The organism is Kitasatospora sp. GP82 (genome assembly GCF_029892105.1).
GTDB lineage: Bacteria > Actinomycetota > Actinomycetes > Streptomycetales > Streptomycetaceae > Kitasatospora.
In genome coordinates this window covers 223,621-240,760 of sequence record NZ_JARZAJ010000006.1, presented here as the reverse complement: position 1 = coordinate 240,760, position 17,140 = coordinate 223,621, and the positions used below count along the sequence as shown (strand labels likewise).

General features: G+C 70.4%; 16 protein-coding genes and 1 tRNA gene. 12 read left to right on the top strand and 5 right to left on the bottom strand.

The features are described 5' to 3' along the window. Window positions 1-276: 276 nt before the first annotated feature. Entirely contained in the window at window positions 277-1,833 is a 1,557-nt protein-coding gene (locus P3T39_RS08910) for an ATP-dependent DNA ligase (RefSeq protein ID WP_280696815.1), read from the top strand. A 38-nt stretch (window positions 1,834-1,871) separates the two neighbouring features. Here the strand turns inward: P3T39_RS08910 and P3T39_RS08905 are convergent, their stop codons facing one another. Continuing rightward, window positions 1,872-2,684, bottom strand: a complete 813-nt coding sequence (locus tag P3T39_RS08905; RefSeq protein WP_280696814.1) for an SAM-dependent methyltransferase — start codon at window positions 2,682-2,684, stop codon at window positions 1,872-1,874. Window positions 2,685-2,971: 287 nt separating this feature from the next. Here P3T39_RS08905 and P3T39_RS08900 point away from each other — a divergent pair, with 287 nt between their 5' ends. From P3T39_RS08900 to P3T39_RS08890, 3 genes are read left to right on the top strand one after another with little or no spacing between them, the layout of a single operon-like run. Next, window positions 2,972-3,106 (top strand): hypothetical protein, encoded by a 135-nt coding sequence (locus P3T39_RS08900; RefSeq protein WP_280696813.1) that lies wholly within the window; start codon window positions 2,972-2,974, stop codon window positions 3,104-3,106. After that, the gene (locus P3T39_RS08895) at window positions 3,106-3,750 is read left to right on the top strand and encodes a sigma-70 family RNA polymerase sigma factor (protein WP_280696812.1); all 645 of its coding nucleotides are present in this window, start codon (window positions 3,106-3,108) and stop codon (window positions 3,748-3,750) included. The genes P3T39_RS08900 and P3T39_RS08895 overlap by 1 nt, the downstream gene beginning before the upstream one ends. 2 nt (window positions 3,751-3,752) lie before the next feature. Beyond that, the gene (locus tag P3T39_RS08890) at window positions 3,753-4,457 is read left to right on the top strand and encodes a hypothetical protein (RefSeq protein ID WP_280696811.1); all 705 of its coding nucleotides are present in this window, start codon (window positions 3,753-3,755) and stop codon (window positions 4,455-4,457) included. A gap of 31 nt (window positions 4,458-4,488) precedes the next feature. Here P3T39_RS08890 and P3T39_RS08885 read toward each other — a convergent pair whose 3' ends face one another. Next, window positions 4,489-5,343, bottom strand: coding sequence for a hypothetical protein (locus tag P3T39_RS08885; RefSeq protein ID WP_280696810.1), 855 nt, complete (start codon window positions 5,341-5,343; stop codon window positions 4,489-4,491). A 186-nt stretch (window positions 5,344-5,529) separates the two neighbouring features. Here P3T39_RS08885 and rpe point away from each other — a divergent pair, with 186 nt between their 5' ends. Next, window positions 5,530-6,213 (top strand): ribulose-phosphate 3-epimerase, encoded by a 684-nt coding sequence (gene rpe / locus P3T39_RS08880; RefSeq protein WP_280696809.1) that lies wholly within the window; start codon window positions 5,530-5,532, stop codon window positions 6,211-6,213. A 270-nt stretch (window positions 6,214-6,483) separates the two neighbouring features. Then, window positions 6,484-7,443 carry a pirin family protein gene (locus P3T39_RS08875; RefSeq protein ID WP_280696808.1) on the top strand — a complete coding sequence of 320 codons (960 nt, stop codon included), beginning with the start codon at window positions 6,484-6,486 and terminating at the stop codon, window positions 7,441-7,443. Between the two features lie 177 nt (window positions 7,444-7,620). On the opposite strand, the gene P3T39_RS08870 is transcribed toward P3T39_RS08875, so the two are convergent. Next, window positions 7,621-8,685, bottom strand: a complete 1,065-nt coding sequence (locus P3T39_RS08870) for a PP2C family protein-serine/threonine phosphatase (RefSeq protein WP_280696807.1) — start codon at window positions 8,683-8,685, stop codon at window positions 7,621-7,623. A 364-nt stretch (window positions 8,686-9,049) separates the two neighbouring features. Between P3T39_RS08870 and P3T39_RS08865 the strand changes: the two genes are divergently transcribed. After that, complete coding sequence (locus P3T39_RS08865; RefSeq protein WP_280696806.1) at window positions 9,050-9,685, top strand: hypothetical protein; 636 nt, start codon at window positions 9,050-9,052, stop codon at window positions 9,683-9,685. Between the two features lie 62 nt (window positions 9,686-9,747). Beyond that, window positions 9,748-10,395 (top strand): DUF4232 domain-containing protein, encoded by a 648-nt coding sequence (locus P3T39_RS08860; protein WP_280696805.1) that lies wholly within the window; start codon window positions 9,748-9,750, stop codon window positions 10,393-10,395. A gap of 467 nt (window positions 10,396-10,862) precedes the next feature. Here the strand turns inward: P3T39_RS08860 and P3T39_RS08855 are convergent, their stop codons facing one another. Together P3T39_RS08855 and P3T39_RS08850 are read right to left on the bottom strand one after the other, a co-directional pair. After that, entirely contained in the window at window positions 10,863-12,656 is a 1,794-nt protein-coding gene (locus P3T39_RS08855) for an alkaline phosphatase family protein (protein ID WP_280696804.1), read from the bottom strand. Between the two features lie 297 nt (window positions 12,657-12,953). After that, window positions 12,954-14,558, bottom strand: a complete 1,605-nt coding sequence (locus P3T39_RS08850) for a serine/threonine-protein kinase (RefSeq protein ID WP_280696803.1) — start codon at window positions 14,556-14,558, stop codon at window positions 12,954-12,956. Between the two features lie 392 nt (window positions 14,559-14,950). On the opposite strand from P3T39_RS08850, the gene P3T39_RS08845 reads away from it, so the two are divergent. From P3T39_RS08845 to P3T39_RS08830, 4 genes are all read left to right on the top strand, one after another. Next, window positions 14,951-15,037, top strand: a tRNA-Leu gene (locus P3T39_RS08845). A 266-nt stretch (window positions 15,038-15,303) separates the two neighbouring features. Further along, window positions 15,304-15,489 carry a hypothetical protein gene (locus P3T39_RS08840; RefSeq protein ID WP_280696802.1) on the top strand — a complete coding sequence of 62 codons (186 nt, stop codon included), beginning with the start codon at window positions 15,304-15,306 and terminating at the stop codon, window positions 15,487-15,489. A gap of 38 nt (window positions 15,490-15,527) precedes the next feature. After that, window positions 15,528-15,773, top strand: coding sequence for a hypothetical protein (locus P3T39_RS08835; protein ID WP_280696801.1), 246 nt, complete (start codon window positions 15,528-15,530; stop codon window positions 15,771-15,773). Window positions 15,774-16,037: 264 nt separating this feature from the next. After that, entirely contained in the window at window positions 16,038-16,784 is a 747-nt protein-coding gene (locus P3T39_RS08830) for a PE-PPE domain-containing protein (RefSeq protein ID WP_280696800.1), read from the top strand. Window positions 16,785-17,140 lie beyond the last annotated feature (356 nt).

Below are 17,140 nucleotides of genomic sequence, written 5' to 3'. Positions count from 1 at the left end.
TCGCCGGAGGCCTGCGACCGGCTGCCGGCGATGTCCGACCTCCCCGGCCCGTACCGCGAACAGACGCTGATCAACCGGCGGTCCTCGGTGCGCCGAGGCGCCTTCGGTGAGCTGAAGCCTCCTGGGGGCGGCTCGGGCGCGACGCCGACCCCGCGTCCCCGGGCGGTGCATGGTCACCCTCCGTGGAACGTACCGGCGGTGCGCAGGCGAGTGGGGTGGGGGCCGGTGGATTATGGGGGAGCCCAGTGAGTCGCCAGAGGTGTCCGGGGGTCCGCAGTGCTGTTGGAACGTCTCGCCAGTACCTCGCGCGCCACCGGTGCGACCTCGGCCCGCAACGCCAAGATCGCGCTGCTGGCCGACTGTCTGCGCGAGCTCGGCCCCGAGGAGATCCCGGCAGCCGTGGCGCTGCTCTCCGGCGAGTCCAGGCGGCTGCGGATCGGTGTCGGGTACGCCGCGCTCCGCGAGCTCCCGCCCCCGGCGCAGGCCGCGACACTCGGCGTCCGCGAGGCCGAGGACGCGCTCACCGCGATCGCGGCGGTCCACGGCAAGGGCGCACAGGCCGAACGGGCCCGGCTGCTGGCGGAGTTGTTCGGGCGGGCGACGGCCGGGGAACAGGAGTTCCTGCGGGCGGTCCTGGTCGGCGAGTTGCGCCAGGGAGCCCTGGACGCGGTCCTCGGCGACGCGGTGGCCAAGGCCGCCGCCGTGCCTGCGGCGGCCGTCCGCCGGGCCCTGATGTTCCGTGGCTCGGCGCGGGCGGTCGCGGCGGCCGCGCTCTCCGGCGGTGCGCCCGCGCTGCGTGCCTTCGGCCTCGAACTCGGCCGCCCCGTACGTCCGATGCTGGCCGCCTCGGCGCCCGACGTCGGCGCCGCGCTGGAGCGGGTCGCCCCGGCGGCGCTGGAGTGGAAGCTGGACGGTATCCGGGTCCAGGTGCACCGTGGGGGCGACCGCATCTCCGTCTTCACCCGCAGCCTCGACGAGATCACCACACGGGTTCCCGAAGTGGTCGAGGCGGCAGGCTCGTTGGCCGTCTCGTCGGCGGTCCTGGACGGCGAGGCCATCGCCGTCGGGCCCGACGGGCGCCCGCGTCCCTTCCAGGTGACGTCGGCCCGTACCGCCTCCCGGCAGGACCCGGAGCGGCTGCGTACCGAAGTCCCGCTCCGGGTCTTCTTCTTCGACCTGCTGCACCTGGACGGCGAGGACCTGATCGACCGTCCGGCCGAGCAGCGATGGGCCGAACTCGCCCGCGTGGTACCCGAACACCTGCGTGTCCCGCGCACGGTGACGGGCGAAGCGGCGCAGGCGAACGCCTTCTTCCGCGACGCGCTGGCGCACGGGCACGAGGGTGTGGTGGTCAAGGATCCCGCCGCGCCCTACGCGGCTGGTCGGCGGGGCGCGGGCTGGATCAAGGTGAAGCCCCGGCACACCCTCGACCTGGTCGTGACCGCCGCGGAGTGGGGGAGCGGCCGCCGACGGGGCTTTCTGAGCAACCTCCATCTCGCCGCCCGCAACGACGGTGAGGCGGGCCTCGAACCCTGGGTCATGCTCGGCAAGACCTTCAAGGGCCTCACCGACGAGCTGCTCGCCTGGCAGACCCGGCAGTTCCTGGCCCGCGAGGTGTCCCGTGACTCGTACACCGTCTTCGTCCGCCCCGAACTGGTCGTCGAGGTCGCCTTCGACGGCCTCCAGCGCAGCCCCCGCTACCCCGCCGGCCTTGCCCTGCGCTTCGCCCGGGTCGTGCGCTACCGCGAGGACAAACCGGCCTCGGAGGCCGACACCGTCGCCACCGTCCGCAGTCTGGCGGCGGAGGGGCTGCAGCGGGATGAAGCGGGGTAAAGCGGGATGAAGCGGGAAGTGGGATGTGGCAGTCCGCGTCAGGGTTTGCGGGCGACGCCGGCATAGCAGGCGGCCTCGACACTGGTGGCGTTGGCGGTGTCCTCGTCGAGGTCGGGGCGCCACTGGTGGGTCGGAGTGACGCCGGGGTCCAGGAGCCGCCAGCCGTCGAAGAAGCGGACTATCTCGTCGCGGGTGCGGGCCTGCCCGGGGGTGCCGGCCGCCTGGTAGGCGCTGGTGAGGCGGGCGATCCCCGCGGGGTCGAAGTCGGGGGTGGCGTGGGAGACGGTGAGAGTGCTGCCCGGGGCCAGGGCGGCCTTGAGACGATCGACGATCTCGTGGGCGCCGAGTGCGTCCGGGACGAAGTGCAGCAGCGCGTTGAGACTCAGGGCGACGGGCCGGTCCAGGTCGAGGGTGTCCAGCAGCCCGGGCGAGGCGAGAAGCGCGCCGGGGTCGGTGACGTCGGCCTGTACGTAGGCGGTACGGCCCGCCGGATGACTCTGGAGCAGGGCACGGGCGTGGGTGAGGACGATCGGGTCGTTGTCGGTGTAGACGACCCGGGCCTCGGGAAGCACGCTCTGGGCGACCTCGTGGAGATTGGGGGAGGTGGGGATACCGGTGCCGATGTCGAGGAACTGCGACATGCCGTGCCGTGCGAGCAGGCGGGTGGAGCGGTGCATGAACCGCCGGTTGATCCGGGCCGTCGCCAGGATCGAGGGGAACACCGTCATGGCCTTCGCGGCCGCCTCGCGGTCGGCGGGGAAGTTGGTCGTCCCGCCCAGGTAGTAGTCGTACATCCGGGCCGAGTGGGCCTGGTCGAGCTCCAGGTCCACCACGCCGTCTTCGTCTGCCATCGCGCGCCCCTTGCCGCCGTCGGACGATCCGGGCCGCGCCAGGTCGTGCCACCCCCCGCCACCGGTGATCAATGCCCGGCTCCTGGTGGGAGCAACCATCCGGCCGACACCCTCCGTGCTTCGAGGGGGCACCGGCCGGGGTGATTGAACAGAAAGTAGTCACACTATTCCGTTGAGTGAGAAAACTTGGTGGTAAGGCTGCACAGGAGGGGCACTTATCCGGTTGGCTGATCAGCAAGAGTACGCGTGTCTCACACCGACGGCCGCCTCCACCGTGGAGCGGTGCGGTGCCCACGAACGGGACGTCCGTGATCATCGCTCTGGAAACCCTGGCGGATCGGGGGACCGCCTCCCGGATCCTCGCCGCCGGCATACGCACCGCCGCGGTCGATCCGGCCGACACCCCGGAGAGGAGCGCCTGATGGGGCATCCGCCCACCGGCGCCCTGGGCGCCGTCGGCACCTGCGTCCCGCACCTCCGACCGCCGCAACGGCCGGCTCTGCGGGGGAACCTGACCTTCTCCGCCTTCCACGAGCACCACTGCAGACTCTGGCTGCGCTACACCCACACCCAGGTGGGCAACCGGGCGGCGGCGCAGTCCGTCGTGGACGACGCCTGCGCGGATCTCCTGGAGAACTGGGACCACGTCCTGGAGCAGGAGTCGGTGCCCGGCTACGCCTGGACGGTCCTGAGGGAGCACGTCCACAGCTGGCTGGACAAGCGCGGCATACAGCCGGCCCTGGTCGGCACCGCGTCCTTCCAGGCGGCGATCCGCAAGCTGCTCGTCCACGAGACGCGCGACGAGTTCGCCGCCATCGAGAGCGGACTCGGCCTGTACTCGGCGATCTCCGGGCTCCCCGACCGCCAGTACGACGTCATAGTGCTGCGCTATGTACTACAGCTGTCCGCCGCGGAGACGGCCGATCAGCTGGGGATCGAGGAGGCAACCGTCCGGTCCCATGTCCGGCACGCCAGACGTGCGCTGGCCAAGGAGCTCTGCCTGCCCGAGCCGCCCGAGCTGCCGGCTCCGCCCGATCCGCCCGATCCGCCCGATTCGAAAGAGTGACCGTGCACCGCGCCGACGAACTCCCTTCCATCGACGCCGTGCTGGACGATGCCGAGGTTCTCGCGGACGAGTACGACGACTACGACGGCGAGGCCGCACGCCGGCGCATCGACCAGGCCGTGCAGGCCCGCCGCAGGTCACGGCCGAAGACCGAGGTGCCGCACCGTTTTCCCGCGGCCGCGGACCAGGCCGCCCATGACCTGGACCTCGCCGTCACTCTGATCGTCACCGCCCCGCAGGCCGCCGCCGGTCTGCGGAAACTCGCCGACACCGGCGACATCGAACCCGCCGGGGCCCTCGTGTTCGGCGCCCTGCTGCACCTGGCCGGCTACCGGGACTCCGCCTGCTTCTGGTGGCAGTTCGCGGCGGGCGGCGGCAGCAGAAATGCGGCCTTCTGCCTGTTCCTCGCCCACCGCAGACGCGCCGAGCACCGGGACGCCGACTACTGGCGAGCCCAGAGCCGACGCCTGGCGGCGCACCTGAGCGAGCACACCGACGGCGGCCTGCGCTCGCTCCTGTCCGAGGAGGTGCAGCGCGACCTGATCAGGCAGTGCCACAGCAGGCGCCGCCTGGTGCTGCCCCACAGGCTCGAAGCCGCCCTCAACCGCCTCCACTACCGTGTCGACCCCGACTTCGGCGAAGTCCCCGCGCTCTCCCCCGTCCTCGCCCGGGAGTTCGCGGCCGCCCAGGCCGGCCGGCAACCCTGAGCCCCGCCTCTGAGCCGCCTGCGGCGAGCCGTCAGCTGCTGCTGGGGAGGCCGATCGGGTTGAGCGGGGGGAGTTCGGCGCGGCAGGCGGTGGAGACAGGTCCCAGCGCGGCGGCGAGTTCGTCGAGTTCGGAGCGGTGGAAGCCGGACCAGACGCGGGCGGCGGCGAGGTCGGTGGCGGCCTCCAGGGCCTGGTGGCGGCGGCGTCCGTCGGGGGAGATGGTGCCGTCGGGGTCGAGCCAGCCGCGTTCGGTCAGACGGACGGTGGCGGCGTCCCACTCCTCGTCCGTCCAGCCCCGGAACGGCTGGAGCATCTCGCGGCGGACGTCCAGCGCGCAGCGCACCACCAGCGCCTCGCAGCCGTCCAGTCCCTCGGTGACCAGGGCGGCGACGTGTCCGTCGCCCCGGTGCTCGCGCAGGACGGTGGTGGCGTGCCAGAGCCGGGCCAACTGGCCCTCGGGGCGCGGCAGAGCGGAGTTCGCGGCGGCCAGCACGCGCCCACAACAGTCGAGGCCGTCCACCGCGCGCTCCAGCAGCTGCACCGAACGCTCGATCAGATCCGGCTTGACGGTGGCCAGTACGCGCTCCAGCGCCGCCGATGCCCCTGCCGTCCGGGCCCGAAGCGCGGCCTCGGGGCTGGCGCGCTGCCAGACGTCCGGGAGTGCCCGCTCGACCATCGCCGGGGCGAAGTTGAAGAAGGCGGCGACCACCGGCGCGGCGTCCACCGCGCCCAGCGGCGCGGACCGACCGGCGAAGTACCCGCGCCAGCTGCCGCGCAGCCCCGCATCCTCGTACGCCGCCCGGCCCTCGGGGGAGAAGTAGGTGAGAGCGTGCACCGGCTCGAAGAGCCACCACAGGGCGCGCGCGGGATGCACCAGCTCGGACATCGGGACACCTTTCTCGGAGCGGGCCGCGACCGAAGCGGGCCACAGGGTACGGGATCCTGGCCCGCAACCGTTGTGATGCGGGTCACGAGCGGATCTCGCTGCACACGCTGCGCCGACGACAGGAGGGATGATGGATCTCAGGTGGCCGCTCCCGCCGCCCGCACCGAGTTGTGAAGGTACCCGGAAATGGCGCAGATCAACCCCAGCATCCTGTCTGCCGACTTCGCCCGCCTCGCCCAGGAGGCCGAGGCGGTCCGAGGCGCGGACTGGCTCCATGTGGACGTCATGGACAACCACTTCGTCCCCAACCTCACGCTGGGCGTGCCGATCGTCGAGTCCCTGGCCCGGGCCACCGACATCCCGCTCGACTGCCACCTGATGATCGAGCAGGCCGACCGCTGGGCCCCGCAGTACGTCGAGGCGGGCGCCGGTTCGGTGACCTTCCACGCCGAGGCCGCCGCCGCCCCCGTCCGCCTCGCCCGGGAGATCCGGGCCAAGGGCGCCCGTGCCTCGATGGCCCTCAGGCCGGCCACCCCGATCGAGCCGTACGAGGACCTGCTGCCCGAGCTCGACATGGTTCTGATCATGACCGTGGAGCCGGGCTTCGGCGGCCAGGCGTTCCTGGACATCATGCTCCCCAAGATCCGGCGCACCCGTGAACTGATCGACAAGCACGGCCTGGACCTCTGGCTCCAGGTCGACGGCGGCGTCTCCGCCGCCACCATCGAGCGCTGCGCCGAGGCCGGCGCCGATGTCTTCGTGGCGGGCTCGGCGGTGTACGGCGCGGCCGACCCGGCCGAGGCCGTCCGCGCGCTGCGCGCCCAGGCGGAGGCGGCCACGGCGACCGCGCCCTGGGCCTGCGCGCACTGAGCGGCCCGGGGCCCCGGCGTCTGACGGACAGTCGACGTCTGACGGACCGTCGGCGTCTGCGTTCGGCGGCGACGCGGCTGTGCGGCGGGGAAGTTGACGGAGTCCGAGCGAGTTCGACGGGCAGTGGCCCGCCCGGATTCCGAGCGGCGGGCCGCGGTTTGACGGTGGCGCGCGTGAGCCGATGGATCGTGAACCGTACGGTATGACCGACGATCGTTTCGGCCGTGAAACCGTGAGACCGCGGACCCCGTTGCCAGCCCTGGAGTGCGAATGAGCAATCTCGATCTCAAGCCCGCCCCGACCCGCTGCGGCGGGGAGGCCGGCACCGGTCCCGTGAAGGAGCTGTTGACCGGCCGTCAGGTGGAGCTGGGGGAGTCCACCGAGGTGCGGCGGCTGCTGCCGAACATCGGACGGCGGATGGTCGGGGCCTGGTGCTTCGTGGACCACTACGGCCCGGACGACATCGCGGACGAGACCGGTATGCAGGTGCCCCCGCATCCGCACATGGGTCTGCAGACGGTCAGCTGGCTGCACGAGGGCGAGGTGCTGCACCGCGACAGCCTCGGCAGCCTGCAGACCGTACGCCCGTACGAGCTGGGCCTGATGACCTCGGGCCGGGCGATCTCGCACTCGGAGGAGTCTCCGCGTGAGCACGCCCGGCTGCTGCACGGCGCGCAGCTCTGGGTCGCGCTCCCCGGCGAACACCGGCACGCCGACCCCGCCTTCGAGCACCACGCCGAGCTGCCGAAGGTCACCGCGGCGGGCCTGGACGCCACCCTGATCCTGGGCTCACTGGACGGCGCGACCTCGCCGGGACGGACGTACACGCCACTGGTCGGCGCCGACCTCACACTGCGCGAGGGTGCCGAACACCGACTGCCGCTGGAGCCTGACTTCGAGTACGCGGTGATGGCGATGACGGGCAGCGTGGATGTGGACGGAGCCCGGGTCGAGCCGGGGTCGATGCTCTACCTGGGCTGCGGGCGCCGCGAACTGCCGCTGCTGGCCCGGACGGACAGCTCGATCCTGCTGATCGGCGGCGAGCCGTTCGAGGAGCAGATCGTGATGTGGTGGAACTTCATCGGCCGATCCGGTGAGGAGATCGTACAGGCCCGGGAGGACTGGGCAAAGGGGGCCCGGTTCGGTGAGGTGCACGGCTACGACGGTGCTCGGCTGGCCGCTCCCGAGCTGCCCGCCGTCCCCCTGAAACCACGGGGTCGGGCACGCTGACCTGGGCTTACGTGTCCCGGGGCGGGGCGCACCGAGATGCGTCCGCCGGCGGCAGTCCGCAGCCGTCGGCTCGAAGCGTGGACGACGCACCTTGCGGACGTCGAGGCGGCCGAGATGTACTGCGCCCAGGTCCACCTTGCGGCGGCGCGCCTGCGCATCGGCACGGGTTCCGAGACTTCAGGCGACGCGGGGAGGGCGGTGGCGCCGGGTGACCACCAGGATGGCCATGTCGTCGTCGCGTTTGCCCTCGGTCCAGCGGCCGACGTCTTTGATGAGGGCATCCACCACCGCATCGGGGTTACTGAACCACCTGCGCATGCACTCTGAGGCGAGCGGATCATAGAAAGTCCCCCGCTTGTCCCGCGCCTCGGTGACACCGTCAGTCACCAACAACAGCGAGGCCCCCGGGGGCAGCCGCACCACATCGGCAGGCACGGAGCCAGCAGGAGTGAGATCACCCAGCCCCAGGCCGAGGGGCAGCTGCGGGGTGCTCGGGTCGAGCCGTACAAGCTGTCCGTCGTGAATCAGGTACGGGGGCGGATGCCCGCGGTTCACCAGGCTCAGTACCTCGCCGTCGGCGGAGACCTCGGCCAGCACAGCGGTAATGAAGCCCTCCATGGAATACACCGTGCTGCTCCGGGCTGCTTCCCTGGTCAGCGCCTCGTCCATCCGCTGCCCCAGCGTGACCAAGGTGGGAGCGTACTCGGCCTCCTGACGGAAGATTCCGATCGCGATCGACACGGCGGCGACAGCCGAAATACCTTTGCCCCGCACATCGCCGATGATCATCCGAACCCCGAACGGCGTCTCCTGCACCGTGAAGAAATCACCACCGATCCGCGCCTCGGCCTGCGCCGCCGTGTACCCCGCAGCTACGGCCAGCGGCCCGACCTTCCTCGGCGGCTCCGGGAGCACCGCCCGCTGGACCCCCTCCGCGACATCCCTGGCCAGCGCCAGATCGCGCCCTTGCCGCACAATCAGCCGGTTGACCGCTAGAGCCAGCACTCCGATCAAGCCGACCACGGCAAGATCGACGAACAATGGTGTCGCCGGACGCCCGCGTTCGATATCCACCAACACCGAGACCACGCATGTGACACACACGACGGCGAGCGCGGAGCGGAAGGAGAGCGTGGCACCCGCGACGAGCGGTGCGGCTGCCAGCAGCGGGAGTCCCGTGTACGGCTGGGGCGCGAAACGGTCCAGCAGGACGCCAGCGACGAGGGCCAGCGCCGCGAGCATCCACGGCACCTTCGCCAGCGTGGGTCGCAGGACTTTCACAGTGCATCTCCCGTCCCGGCTGATCAAGGCCCAGATCGCAGGCCCCGGCCAGCCTGTCACATCGCGGACTTACACGATCTTTCAGACACGCTCTGGGCCGACAGCCTCGGCCGGCGGGCAGGCGGCAATCTCGGCTTCTGCCGGAGTGGCGAGGAGCGTCCGGGTATCGCTGGTCGCCTGCAGGGGTTTCGGCCTGGACTGGTGGGCTGCCGTTATTCGTGGGGTGCCGTATTCCTGTGGCGGGGCCGTCGAAGGAAAGCCCTCCCGATCTTCCGAGTTCTGCCGTCCCGCCCCAACTGTCAGCCCGAACCAGCAGCATTGGTCCATGACCACACTCAGCCCAGTCGAGCGGCTCGCCGCTCAGGTGCGGACCCTCCTTGGAGACGGCCCGTTCCCGCCGCCCGGCGGCTGGACGCACATGGGCGCTGTGATCTGCGATGCCAGCTTCCATGCGCAACGCAAGTATGAGGTGCAGATCCGGCCTCGGCTCCTCCAGCTCCAGTCGGCATGGCCCGACGCTGCCACGGTCCGTGGCTTCCAGGCGCGACTCTCTATGGGAGATCTCGCCGTCGCCATGAAATTCAACAGCCCCCGCAAGGTCGCGACGGCCCAAGACATCACCGATCTGCTTGCTGCCAACGGAGTTGATGACCGCGATGACCTCCACGCCTGGCTCGGCGACCGGGCGAACCGCGTCGCCCTGCGGGAGGTGAAGGGTGTAGAGCCGAAGACCGTGGACTACATCAGTGACCTCGTCGGCCGCTCGCACGTCGCCGTGGATGTGCATCTACGCACGTTCGCCGCGGAGGCAGGAGTCTCGAACCTCAGGTACGAGGAACCGCGAGCAGGGATCACCATCTGTCACCACCCGACAACAGTACGAAAACCTCAGCGAGTGCGTCTCAGGAAAATCTCATCCAGAGGCAACCGAGCGAGCCTTCCCCGGTGTCTTCACCCCTGAGAACGCACAGCCCGGCCGGGCAGAGGTGGCCCGTCGGCTGTCCTGACGATCCGGGGGGATCCATGCGCTCGCGCTATCTGTTGACGGTTTCCTTGTCCGCGCTGCTGGCCGGACTCGGCCTGACGGCCTGCAGTTCCAGCCCCACGGCCAACCCGCCGAAGGCCGATGGGGCCGTGCCGATATCCGCCGCACCGATCGCGGGCCAGTCCGCAGCTCCGGCCCCCGCCTCGTCCGCCGCCGGGACCACGGCGCCGACGGGCAATGGCAGCTCGAAGGCCGCCAAGTGCGGCACGCGGAACCTGAGGTGGACACTCACCCGCCTCACCGACGCGGGCACCAGCGCGAAGGACCCGGCGAACGCCGAACTCGTCGCCGTCAACTCCGGCTCCCACAGCTGCACCCTGGCCGGTTACCCGAAGCTTGAGTTCCACGTGGGCAAGGGGCCGGAGGTCGACGGGGTCGGGAAGGGCAGCCCTGCTCCGGTGACGCTGGGCGCGGGCAAGAAGGCGGTGATCGCCCTGCGCTACTCCGAGTTGAACGGCAAGGGGCCGGACAGCGGCAACTGCCTGGTCACTGCCAGTACCGCCGATGTGGCCGCGCCGGGTGACAGCACCGGAGTCCAGGTCCCGGTGGTGGATCAGAGCGGCAAGCCGACGGAGGTCACCATCTGCGGTGACGAGGTCCGAATGAGCCCGCCCGTCGCCCGGTAGGAACCGTCCGGAGGCCACTCGACCGGCGCCGCCGCCAGCGGCGGCGCCGGTCGAGTGGCCTCCGGCATGACGGCCGTAGTCGCGGACCTGCGGGAATTCCTGCGCCGGGAGTAGGTCGTCGACGTTCGGCTCGTCCCGAGCGCTCTTTCAGTGGCCGTATGCCACCGGGCAGGTCCGGGAGCCCCCGTGTCAGCTCACCCGATCCAGCGATAGCACCACACCTGTTGCACGCGGTAGTGCCGGGCGCACTGGCCGCTGAGCTGCACAAAGTCGTCCCGACTCGCCTCGCGCCACACCTCTCCCCCAGAGAATCCGCGATCACCGTCTGGACCCGGGCCAGGGTCCACCGCTGATCCTCGAACCCGTGGGCAGGCGGTCCCTTGCAAAGCAGAGAAGCGAGCCCTCTTCCCGTACCGGGGAGAGGGCTCGCTCCGTCAGTGCTCCGTCAGCGCACCGTCAGTGCACCGTCAGTGCACCGTCAGGCCGAGTGGGCCCGCCAGCGGCGTGTAGCCGTTGTTGTAGAGGTACCAGACGGCGTATGTGCCGGGGCCGGGGAGGTTGCTGGTGGCGAAGGTCTGGCTGCCGCTGCTGTTCGGGGCGTACTGCCAGGTCAGGGAGGATTTCTGACCCGGTGTCACACCAGACGGGTAGATTCCGATCCAGTTGGTCGAGCTGGTGCTCGCCGCCGGTGTCGAGTACTGGAAGGTGACGCTCGCCCCATTGGTGACGGTTGGGGTGCTGGTGGTCAGCGTGCTGGTCGGAGCGGGGGCGGAGACGGGGACGAAGGCGTCGTTGAGCGGTGTCGCGTAGGTGTCGTTGGCGGTGATGCCGGACAGGCCCAGCGCTGCCTCGATGGTGCGGGCGGTGCTGTAGTGGTCGTAGCGGGTACCGCTGGTGGTGCCGGCCGGGACGGTGCCCTGGGAGCCGTCGACGATCGCGGCCACCTGGTTGTCGGGGTTGCTGGTGTCCTCGTCCCAGGTGAGGATCAGCAGGGACTTCTGCGTGGTCCAGGCCGGGGACTGCATGATCGGAGCCAGGGTCTGCTTGAGCCAGGCGTCCTGGACCTTGAGGCTGGTGGAGTTGCCGTTGCCGGAGGCCTCGCCGTCGTTGTAGTCGTCGGCTGCGATCCAGGAGAAGGCCGGGGTGGTGGCCGCGTTCTGCAGGTCGGTGGTCAGCTGGCCGGTGTCGAAGAGGTGGGCGGCACAGCGGGTCGCATTGCCGCTGACATCGGTGTAGTTGATGAACGGCGCGTCGTCCGGCTGGTAGTACGAGTCGTACTGGGTGGTGGTGTTGCAGGGCGTGCCCATGCCCTGCTCATACGCCTTCCAGGTCTTGCCCGCGGCCTCGATCCGGTCTCCCAGGTTGGTGCCCGGGGCGTTGATGTGGGGCCAGTAGGTCGCACCGGTGGTGTAGGTGTCGCCGCCCGCGACGGCCATGTAGTTCTCGTCGCTGGGGTGGTAGACGGCGTGGTAGTCGGTCATGGACGCGCCCTGCGCCATCAGGCTGTGGATGAAGGGAGTGTCCGTCGGGTCGCCCATCACCGCCGAGTAGTCGGTGTTCTCCATCATGACCATGAAGACGTGGTCGTAGCCGGGCACCTTGGAGGCCGGGGGAGTGAGGGTGGCCGGAGTGACGGGGGTGGAGAGGGTGAGCGACAGGTTGTCCAGATAGCCGGACTCCCCGGAGCTCTGCAGGAACTGCGCCTCGACGAGGATCGAGCGGGTGCCGGCCGGGACGGCGCCGGTGCTGCTGCGGGCGAGGAAGGAGGTGGAGTTGGAGCGGTCGGCCGCGGAGACGGTGGGCAGTTCGGCGGTCGAGCCGAGCTGCTGGCCCGAGCCGTTCCGGAACTGCAGCGAGACCTGGACGTAGCCCGCGTAGCTGGTCCAACCACCGAGCCAGCCGGACAGGTTGTAGCCGACACCGCCGCCGTCGATCGCGGTGGCGGCGGAGGAGACGTCGACGGTCTGCTCCATCGCGCCGTCGCCCTGGTTGCCGGGGGCGAAGAACGCCGTGCCGGGCGCCGGGGCGGCAGGGTGGCCGAAACTCCCCGCCGAGTAGCAGACCACGTCAGGACTGCCGGACAGCACCGTCCAGCCCGGCATGGTGGACGCCGCCGTCCAGTCGGTGGTGCAGTAGCCCGCCTCCGCATCGCCGTTCACGATCAGATTCCCGCTGGTGGTGGCCGCGTTCGCGGGCGTCACCCCGACCAGTGCGCTCAGCAGGAGGAGAGCGCCGCCGAGCGCTCGCCAAAGTCGTCTCATCTCCGGTAACCCGTCCCCTCGGTGTGAACAGCCTTCGTCTGCCGGGTCATTGGTAGCGGTCCCGGCGGTCGGTCGAGGAAACAATGGGCTAACGTGCCATAGCAGGGGAAGGGCCGGGACACGGCCGGGTGTTCGGACGAGCCGTGCGCTGCGGTGGAGAGTCCGCCTTGTGAAGCTGCCGCGGCGTCAACGCCCGTCACGGCAACAGCAACAGCAACAGCAACAGCAACAGCCACGGCCACAGCCGCGGTCACGGCCACAGCCGCGGTCACGGCCGAGGGCCGGGCAGGCAGTGGGTCAGTCTCCGGCGCGGTAGTAGTCCATCGAGACCTTGACCGGTCCGTCGTCGGTGGTCGTCGAGATCACTCTGACGATCGCGATGTCATGGTTGGCCTGGGCCCGGACGCAGAAGGACCGGCCCGAGGGCAGGGCACTGAACGGCAGTTGGGTGACCGGTTGGCTCTCGATGCCCTTGATGCAGTCGGCGAGCGCGAGCTGGTCGCTCTGGGCTATGTAGGCGTCGTTCTCCTCGGGGACGGAGAACTCGGTGGCGCTGCGGCCGAGGTACCAGGGGGCGGTGCCCTCGGGGAGCACCTTGCCGGTCTTGATGTCGAACTCGTACGTGTGGTCCGGCGAGGTGAGTTCGGCTTCGGTGTAGACCTCGGTGTAGCCCGGGACCGTGGCGGGGTCGCTGTCCGAGGCCGTGGCGGAGTCCGCGGGGGCGGGGTCGGCCGGAGCGTCGGTGGAGTCGGTGGCGGCGGGTTTCCCGGTGCCGCCCGGGTCGAGCAGGGCGAACGCTCCTCCGGCACCGATCAGCAGGGCCGCCGCGGCCGTCAGTGCCGTCCTGCGGAGGCTCTTGCGCCTGGATCCGTTCCGCCGGTCGGGGGTCGCCTCCGGCGTTCCGGCCGGTGCCGGGTGGGATGCCAGGACCGTTCGCGCGTCGGCTACCGCCGGCATGTCGTCCAGGACGGTGGGCGGCGCGGCCGGGGACGTGGGCAGCTCCGAGCGGCGGGCGATCTCCGTACTGACCTGTTGCGGCAGCCAGTCCTCGGTGAAGAGGAACTGTCCCGCGACCGCGGGGTGGTTGCGCGCCGCCTCGATCACCTGGGCGGTGGACGGCCGGTGCTCGGGCTGCTTTGCCAGGCAGTGCCGGAGCAGTGCGTGCAGGGAGGTCGGCACCCGGGTGAGATCGGGCTCCTCGTGCACCGCCCGGTACAGGGAGGTTGAGGCCGGACCGTTGCCGAACGGCGGTGTGCCGCCGGAGATGTAGACGGCCAGCGCGCCCAGGGCGAAGATGTCGGTGGCCGGGGTCGCGGTTGTTCCCATGGCCTGCTCGGGGGCCATGAAGCCGGGCGATCCGATCTGCAGTCCGGTGCCCGTGAGCGCGCTGGCGTCGGCGGCGCGGGCGATGCCGAAGTCGATGACGCGCGGGCCGTCGGCGGCGATCAGGACGTTGGCGGGTTTCAGGTCGCGGTGCACCACTCCGGCGCTGTGGATCACCTGGAGCGCCTCGGCGATGCCGGCCATCAGCAGAAGCACCGTCCGCTCCGGGAGGGGGCCGTGCTGGTGCACCACCTGCTGCAGCGAGGGGCCGGACACGTAGGCGGTGGCCAGCCACGGGGTGGCCGCATCGGCACCGGAGTCGACGACCTGGGCGGTGTAGAGCCCGTGGATGCGCTGGGCGTTGGCGACCTCCTGGGCGAACCGGCGGCGGAACTCCGCGTCCTCCGCGAGTTCGGGGCGCACGACCTTGAGCGCTATGGGCCGTCCGCCCGGAGTGTGGGACAGGTAGACCCGGCCCATGCCTCCCGTACCCAGCCTGGCGATCAGGCGGTAGCCACCCACCTCGCACGGGTCGTCTGCGGACAGCGCCTGGAACGTCTGGGGTTGGGGTGCGGACATATGGGTGCTCTCTCAGCGGGCCGGAACATCGCACGGCGGCGCTGACCAGCTCCTCAGGAGGCCCCGAAGAGTAAGTCACATGATGTGACCAACCGCTCATGACCCCATGCAGTCTAGGGCGGCCGACAGCAGGGCCCTGCACCAGGTCTCGGCGCTGCTCCACGGCTCTGAGCCGATCGAGTCGGTGCGTAGACCTACAACCCCGGCTCCGAAGGGCAAGGAGTCGGATCGGTGTACTGTCCGCCCTGATGCCCCGGCGGTGCTGACGCGACATCCGCTCCGGCCCCGCGCATGGCGGGTTGTCCGGTGCGCAGGCAGGCCGTCAACCGGCCAAGTGCTGGGACGGTTCGGAGTGGGCCGGAAGATCGGCTAACATTTACGACAGCACCGATGCGCGGGTGGCGGAATAGGCAGACGCGCTGGATTCAGGTTCCAGTGCCCGCAAGGGCGTGGGGGTTCAACTCCCCCCTCGCGCACCAGGGTCAACCGACCAGATGGGGCTGGTCAACCCGACGGAATGTCGGGTTGACCAGCCCCATTGCTTTGCAGAACGTGTTCTGGCCCCTTGCTGCTTCGCGGGGGGCCAGATCTGTTTGTGCTGGTCAGAGTGGATTCCGGGGGTGGGGTGGATCAGCTGCCGTGCGGGGTGTCGGGCAGGTAGCCCTTCGGAGTCCAGTGGCGGGCGTTCTTGGGCTTGTTGCGGTTGGAGGGACGGCGTCGGGCGGGCTGGTCGGCAAGGTGGAGGGTGTCGAGCCAGCTGGCGAGCTTGCGCTGGTTGGCGTGGGCGATCTGGAAGGAGAGGAGGAAGGACTGGGCCGCGATGCCGCGGATGCGGCGGGTGCGGCTACGGTTCGATGGCTTCGTGGTCCTTGGCGTAGCCGTTGAAGTGTTCGTTGTTCATCTTGAGCTCGGCGCGCGGGTAGAGCTGTGACCCGGGCGTTCACCTCGTGGACGGTGTCGTTCACGTGAGTGAGGGACGCCCAGGCCAGCCGGCCAGCAGGGGCCGATCGTTGCTTCACCCTGCATGACCTGGAGCGGGCCGAGCCGGACACCATGCGCTACCGGCTCTACTACCTGCCCGCCCGCCTCTCGCACCACACCCGCCGCCGCTGGCTGCGGATCGAACGCACCTGGCCCTGGGCCACCGCGTTCGTTCTCGCACGGCAGGGCTCACCGCTCTCCCGGCCGTCACCTGACCGCCGGCCATCACCTTGACGAGCAGGAAGGAGAGCAGCCCCGGGCCCGTGGAACCCGGCGTCACCGCAACGTCATGCGACGGCCCGCCCCGAAGGCATCGGGGACGTTACGGGCGAGCCGCCGAGACGATTACCGAGCACCGGCGGTTGACGAATCGAGGCCAGAAGCAGAACTCCTTTTCTAGCAAGTGCTCCCTCAACTGCCATCTGACTGGCCATACTTGGCGAGCGATCTGGCGAACCCGACCCGTTTCCATCACAGCTGAATGGAGAATCAGATCACGTGAAGGCAACCAGCCTCATCCGCCGCGTCACGGCCGTCGCCGCGTCGGCGGCGGCGATGACGCTCACCACCGTCCTGGCGCCCACCGCCGCGCACGCGGCCGGCGCGCAGCACTACTACATCGAGATCGGCGGGACCGGCGCTACACTGCCCGCACCCCGGTGCACCTCCTCCTACGACGCTGTGAACAGCCAACTCCCGGCTGGCAGCTACGTTCCGGTGTGCTACCCGGCCACCGCCGGCCCGTTCATCGGCACCGGCGGCCTGCACCTCGACAGCATCACCGCACCGAGCTTCGACTCCAGCGTGCAGCAGGGCTACCAGAACGCGTTGAAGGTGGCGGAGGACACCTACCACGCCCACCCGAACGCGCGCCTGACGATCACCGGCTACTCGCAGGGCGGACAGGTCGCGGACGAGGTGCTCCAGACGATCGCCAACGGCACCGACATCCCCAGCTCGCAGGTCGACGGCATGCTCTACGCCGACCCGATGCAGCGTGACACGGGCATCTGGGCCGAGATCCCCAAGGGCTTGAGTGCGCTCGGGTTCACCTCTCCCGGCGCCGGCCCCGTCAACTTCGGCAGCATCCCGGTCGAGCGGTTCTGTATCCACACCGACGGCGTGTGCGACGCAACCTCGCCAATGGGCATCGTCGGCTACTTCCAACTACACCCGACCTACCCGGCCAACGTCATCCCCCAGAGCCTCGCCCAGGACGGCGGCAACGGGATCATCTGGAAGTGAGTTGGACCCGCCTTCGCCGGCCCCGTGACGATGTCGACGACGTCAGCGCTTCGGCGCGCTGATCCGGTACAGCACGTTCCGCCGCAGCGGGCCGTCGGAGACGGTCGGGTCGTCGATTGCCACCACGGCGGGTTGACCCGCCGGCTGGAGATCCGCAGTGCAGCTCCGGACCGGCGCGGCCTGCTGTAGGCGGATCCGCCGGTCCGGCCGGCGGTGTGCCGCTTCCGCGCCTGACGGCCTGTCGGGCTCGGCCAGGCGACCCCGAGACCGCTGCACTGGTCGGCCCGATCGGGCGCTCCGTCCCCCCGAGTTCGACAGTTGGCGGCCACACGAGGGTCAGACAGCCGCGTGACCTG

What these genes read in the sequence shown, in the direction of transcription:
- rpe (WP_280696809.1), top strand. Translation starts at nt 5,530, where the DNA reads ATGGCGCAGATCAACCCCAGCATCCTGTCTGCCGACTTCGCCCGCCTC.
- P3T39_RS08860 (WP_280696805.1), top strand. Translation starts at nt 9,748, where the DNA reads ATGCGCTCGCGCTATCTGTTGACGGTTTCCTTGTCCGCGCTGCTGGCC.
- P3T39_RS08885 (WP_280696810.1), bottom strand. Translation starts at nt 5,343, where the DNA reads ATGTCCGAGCTGGTGCATCCCGCGCGCGCCCTGTGGTGGCTCTTCGAG.
- P3T39_RS08905 (WP_280696814.1), bottom strand. Translation starts at nt 2,684, where the DNA reads ATGGCAGACGAAGACGGCGTGGTGGACCTGGAGCTCGACCAGGCCCAC.
- P3T39_RS08870 (WP_280696807.1), bottom strand. Translation starts at nt 8,685, where the DNA reads ATGCTCGCGGCGCTGGCCCTCGTCGCTGGCGTCCTGCTGGACCGTTTC.
- P3T39_RS08865 (WP_280696806.1), top strand. Translation starts at nt 9,050, where the DNA reads ATGACCACACTCAGCCCAGTCGAGCGGCTCGCCGCTCAGGTGCGGACC.
- P3T39_RS08855 (WP_280696804.1), bottom strand. Translation starts at nt 12,656, where the DNA reads ATGAGACGACTTTGGCGAGCGCTCGGCGGCGCTCTCCTCCTGCTGAGC.
- P3T39_RS08895 (WP_280696812.1), top strand. Translation starts at nt 3,106, where the DNA reads ATGGGGCATCCGCCCACCGGCGCCCTGGGCGCCGTCGGCACCTGCGTC.
- P3T39_RS08850 (WP_280696803.1), bottom strand. Translation starts at nt 14,558, where the DNA reads ATGTCCGCACCCCAACCCCAGACGTTCCAGGCGCTGTCCGCAGACGAC.
- P3T39_RS08875 (WP_280696808.1), top strand. Translation starts at nt 6,484, where the DNA reads ATGAGCAATCTCGATCTCAAGCCCGCCCCGACCCGCTGCGGCGGGGAG.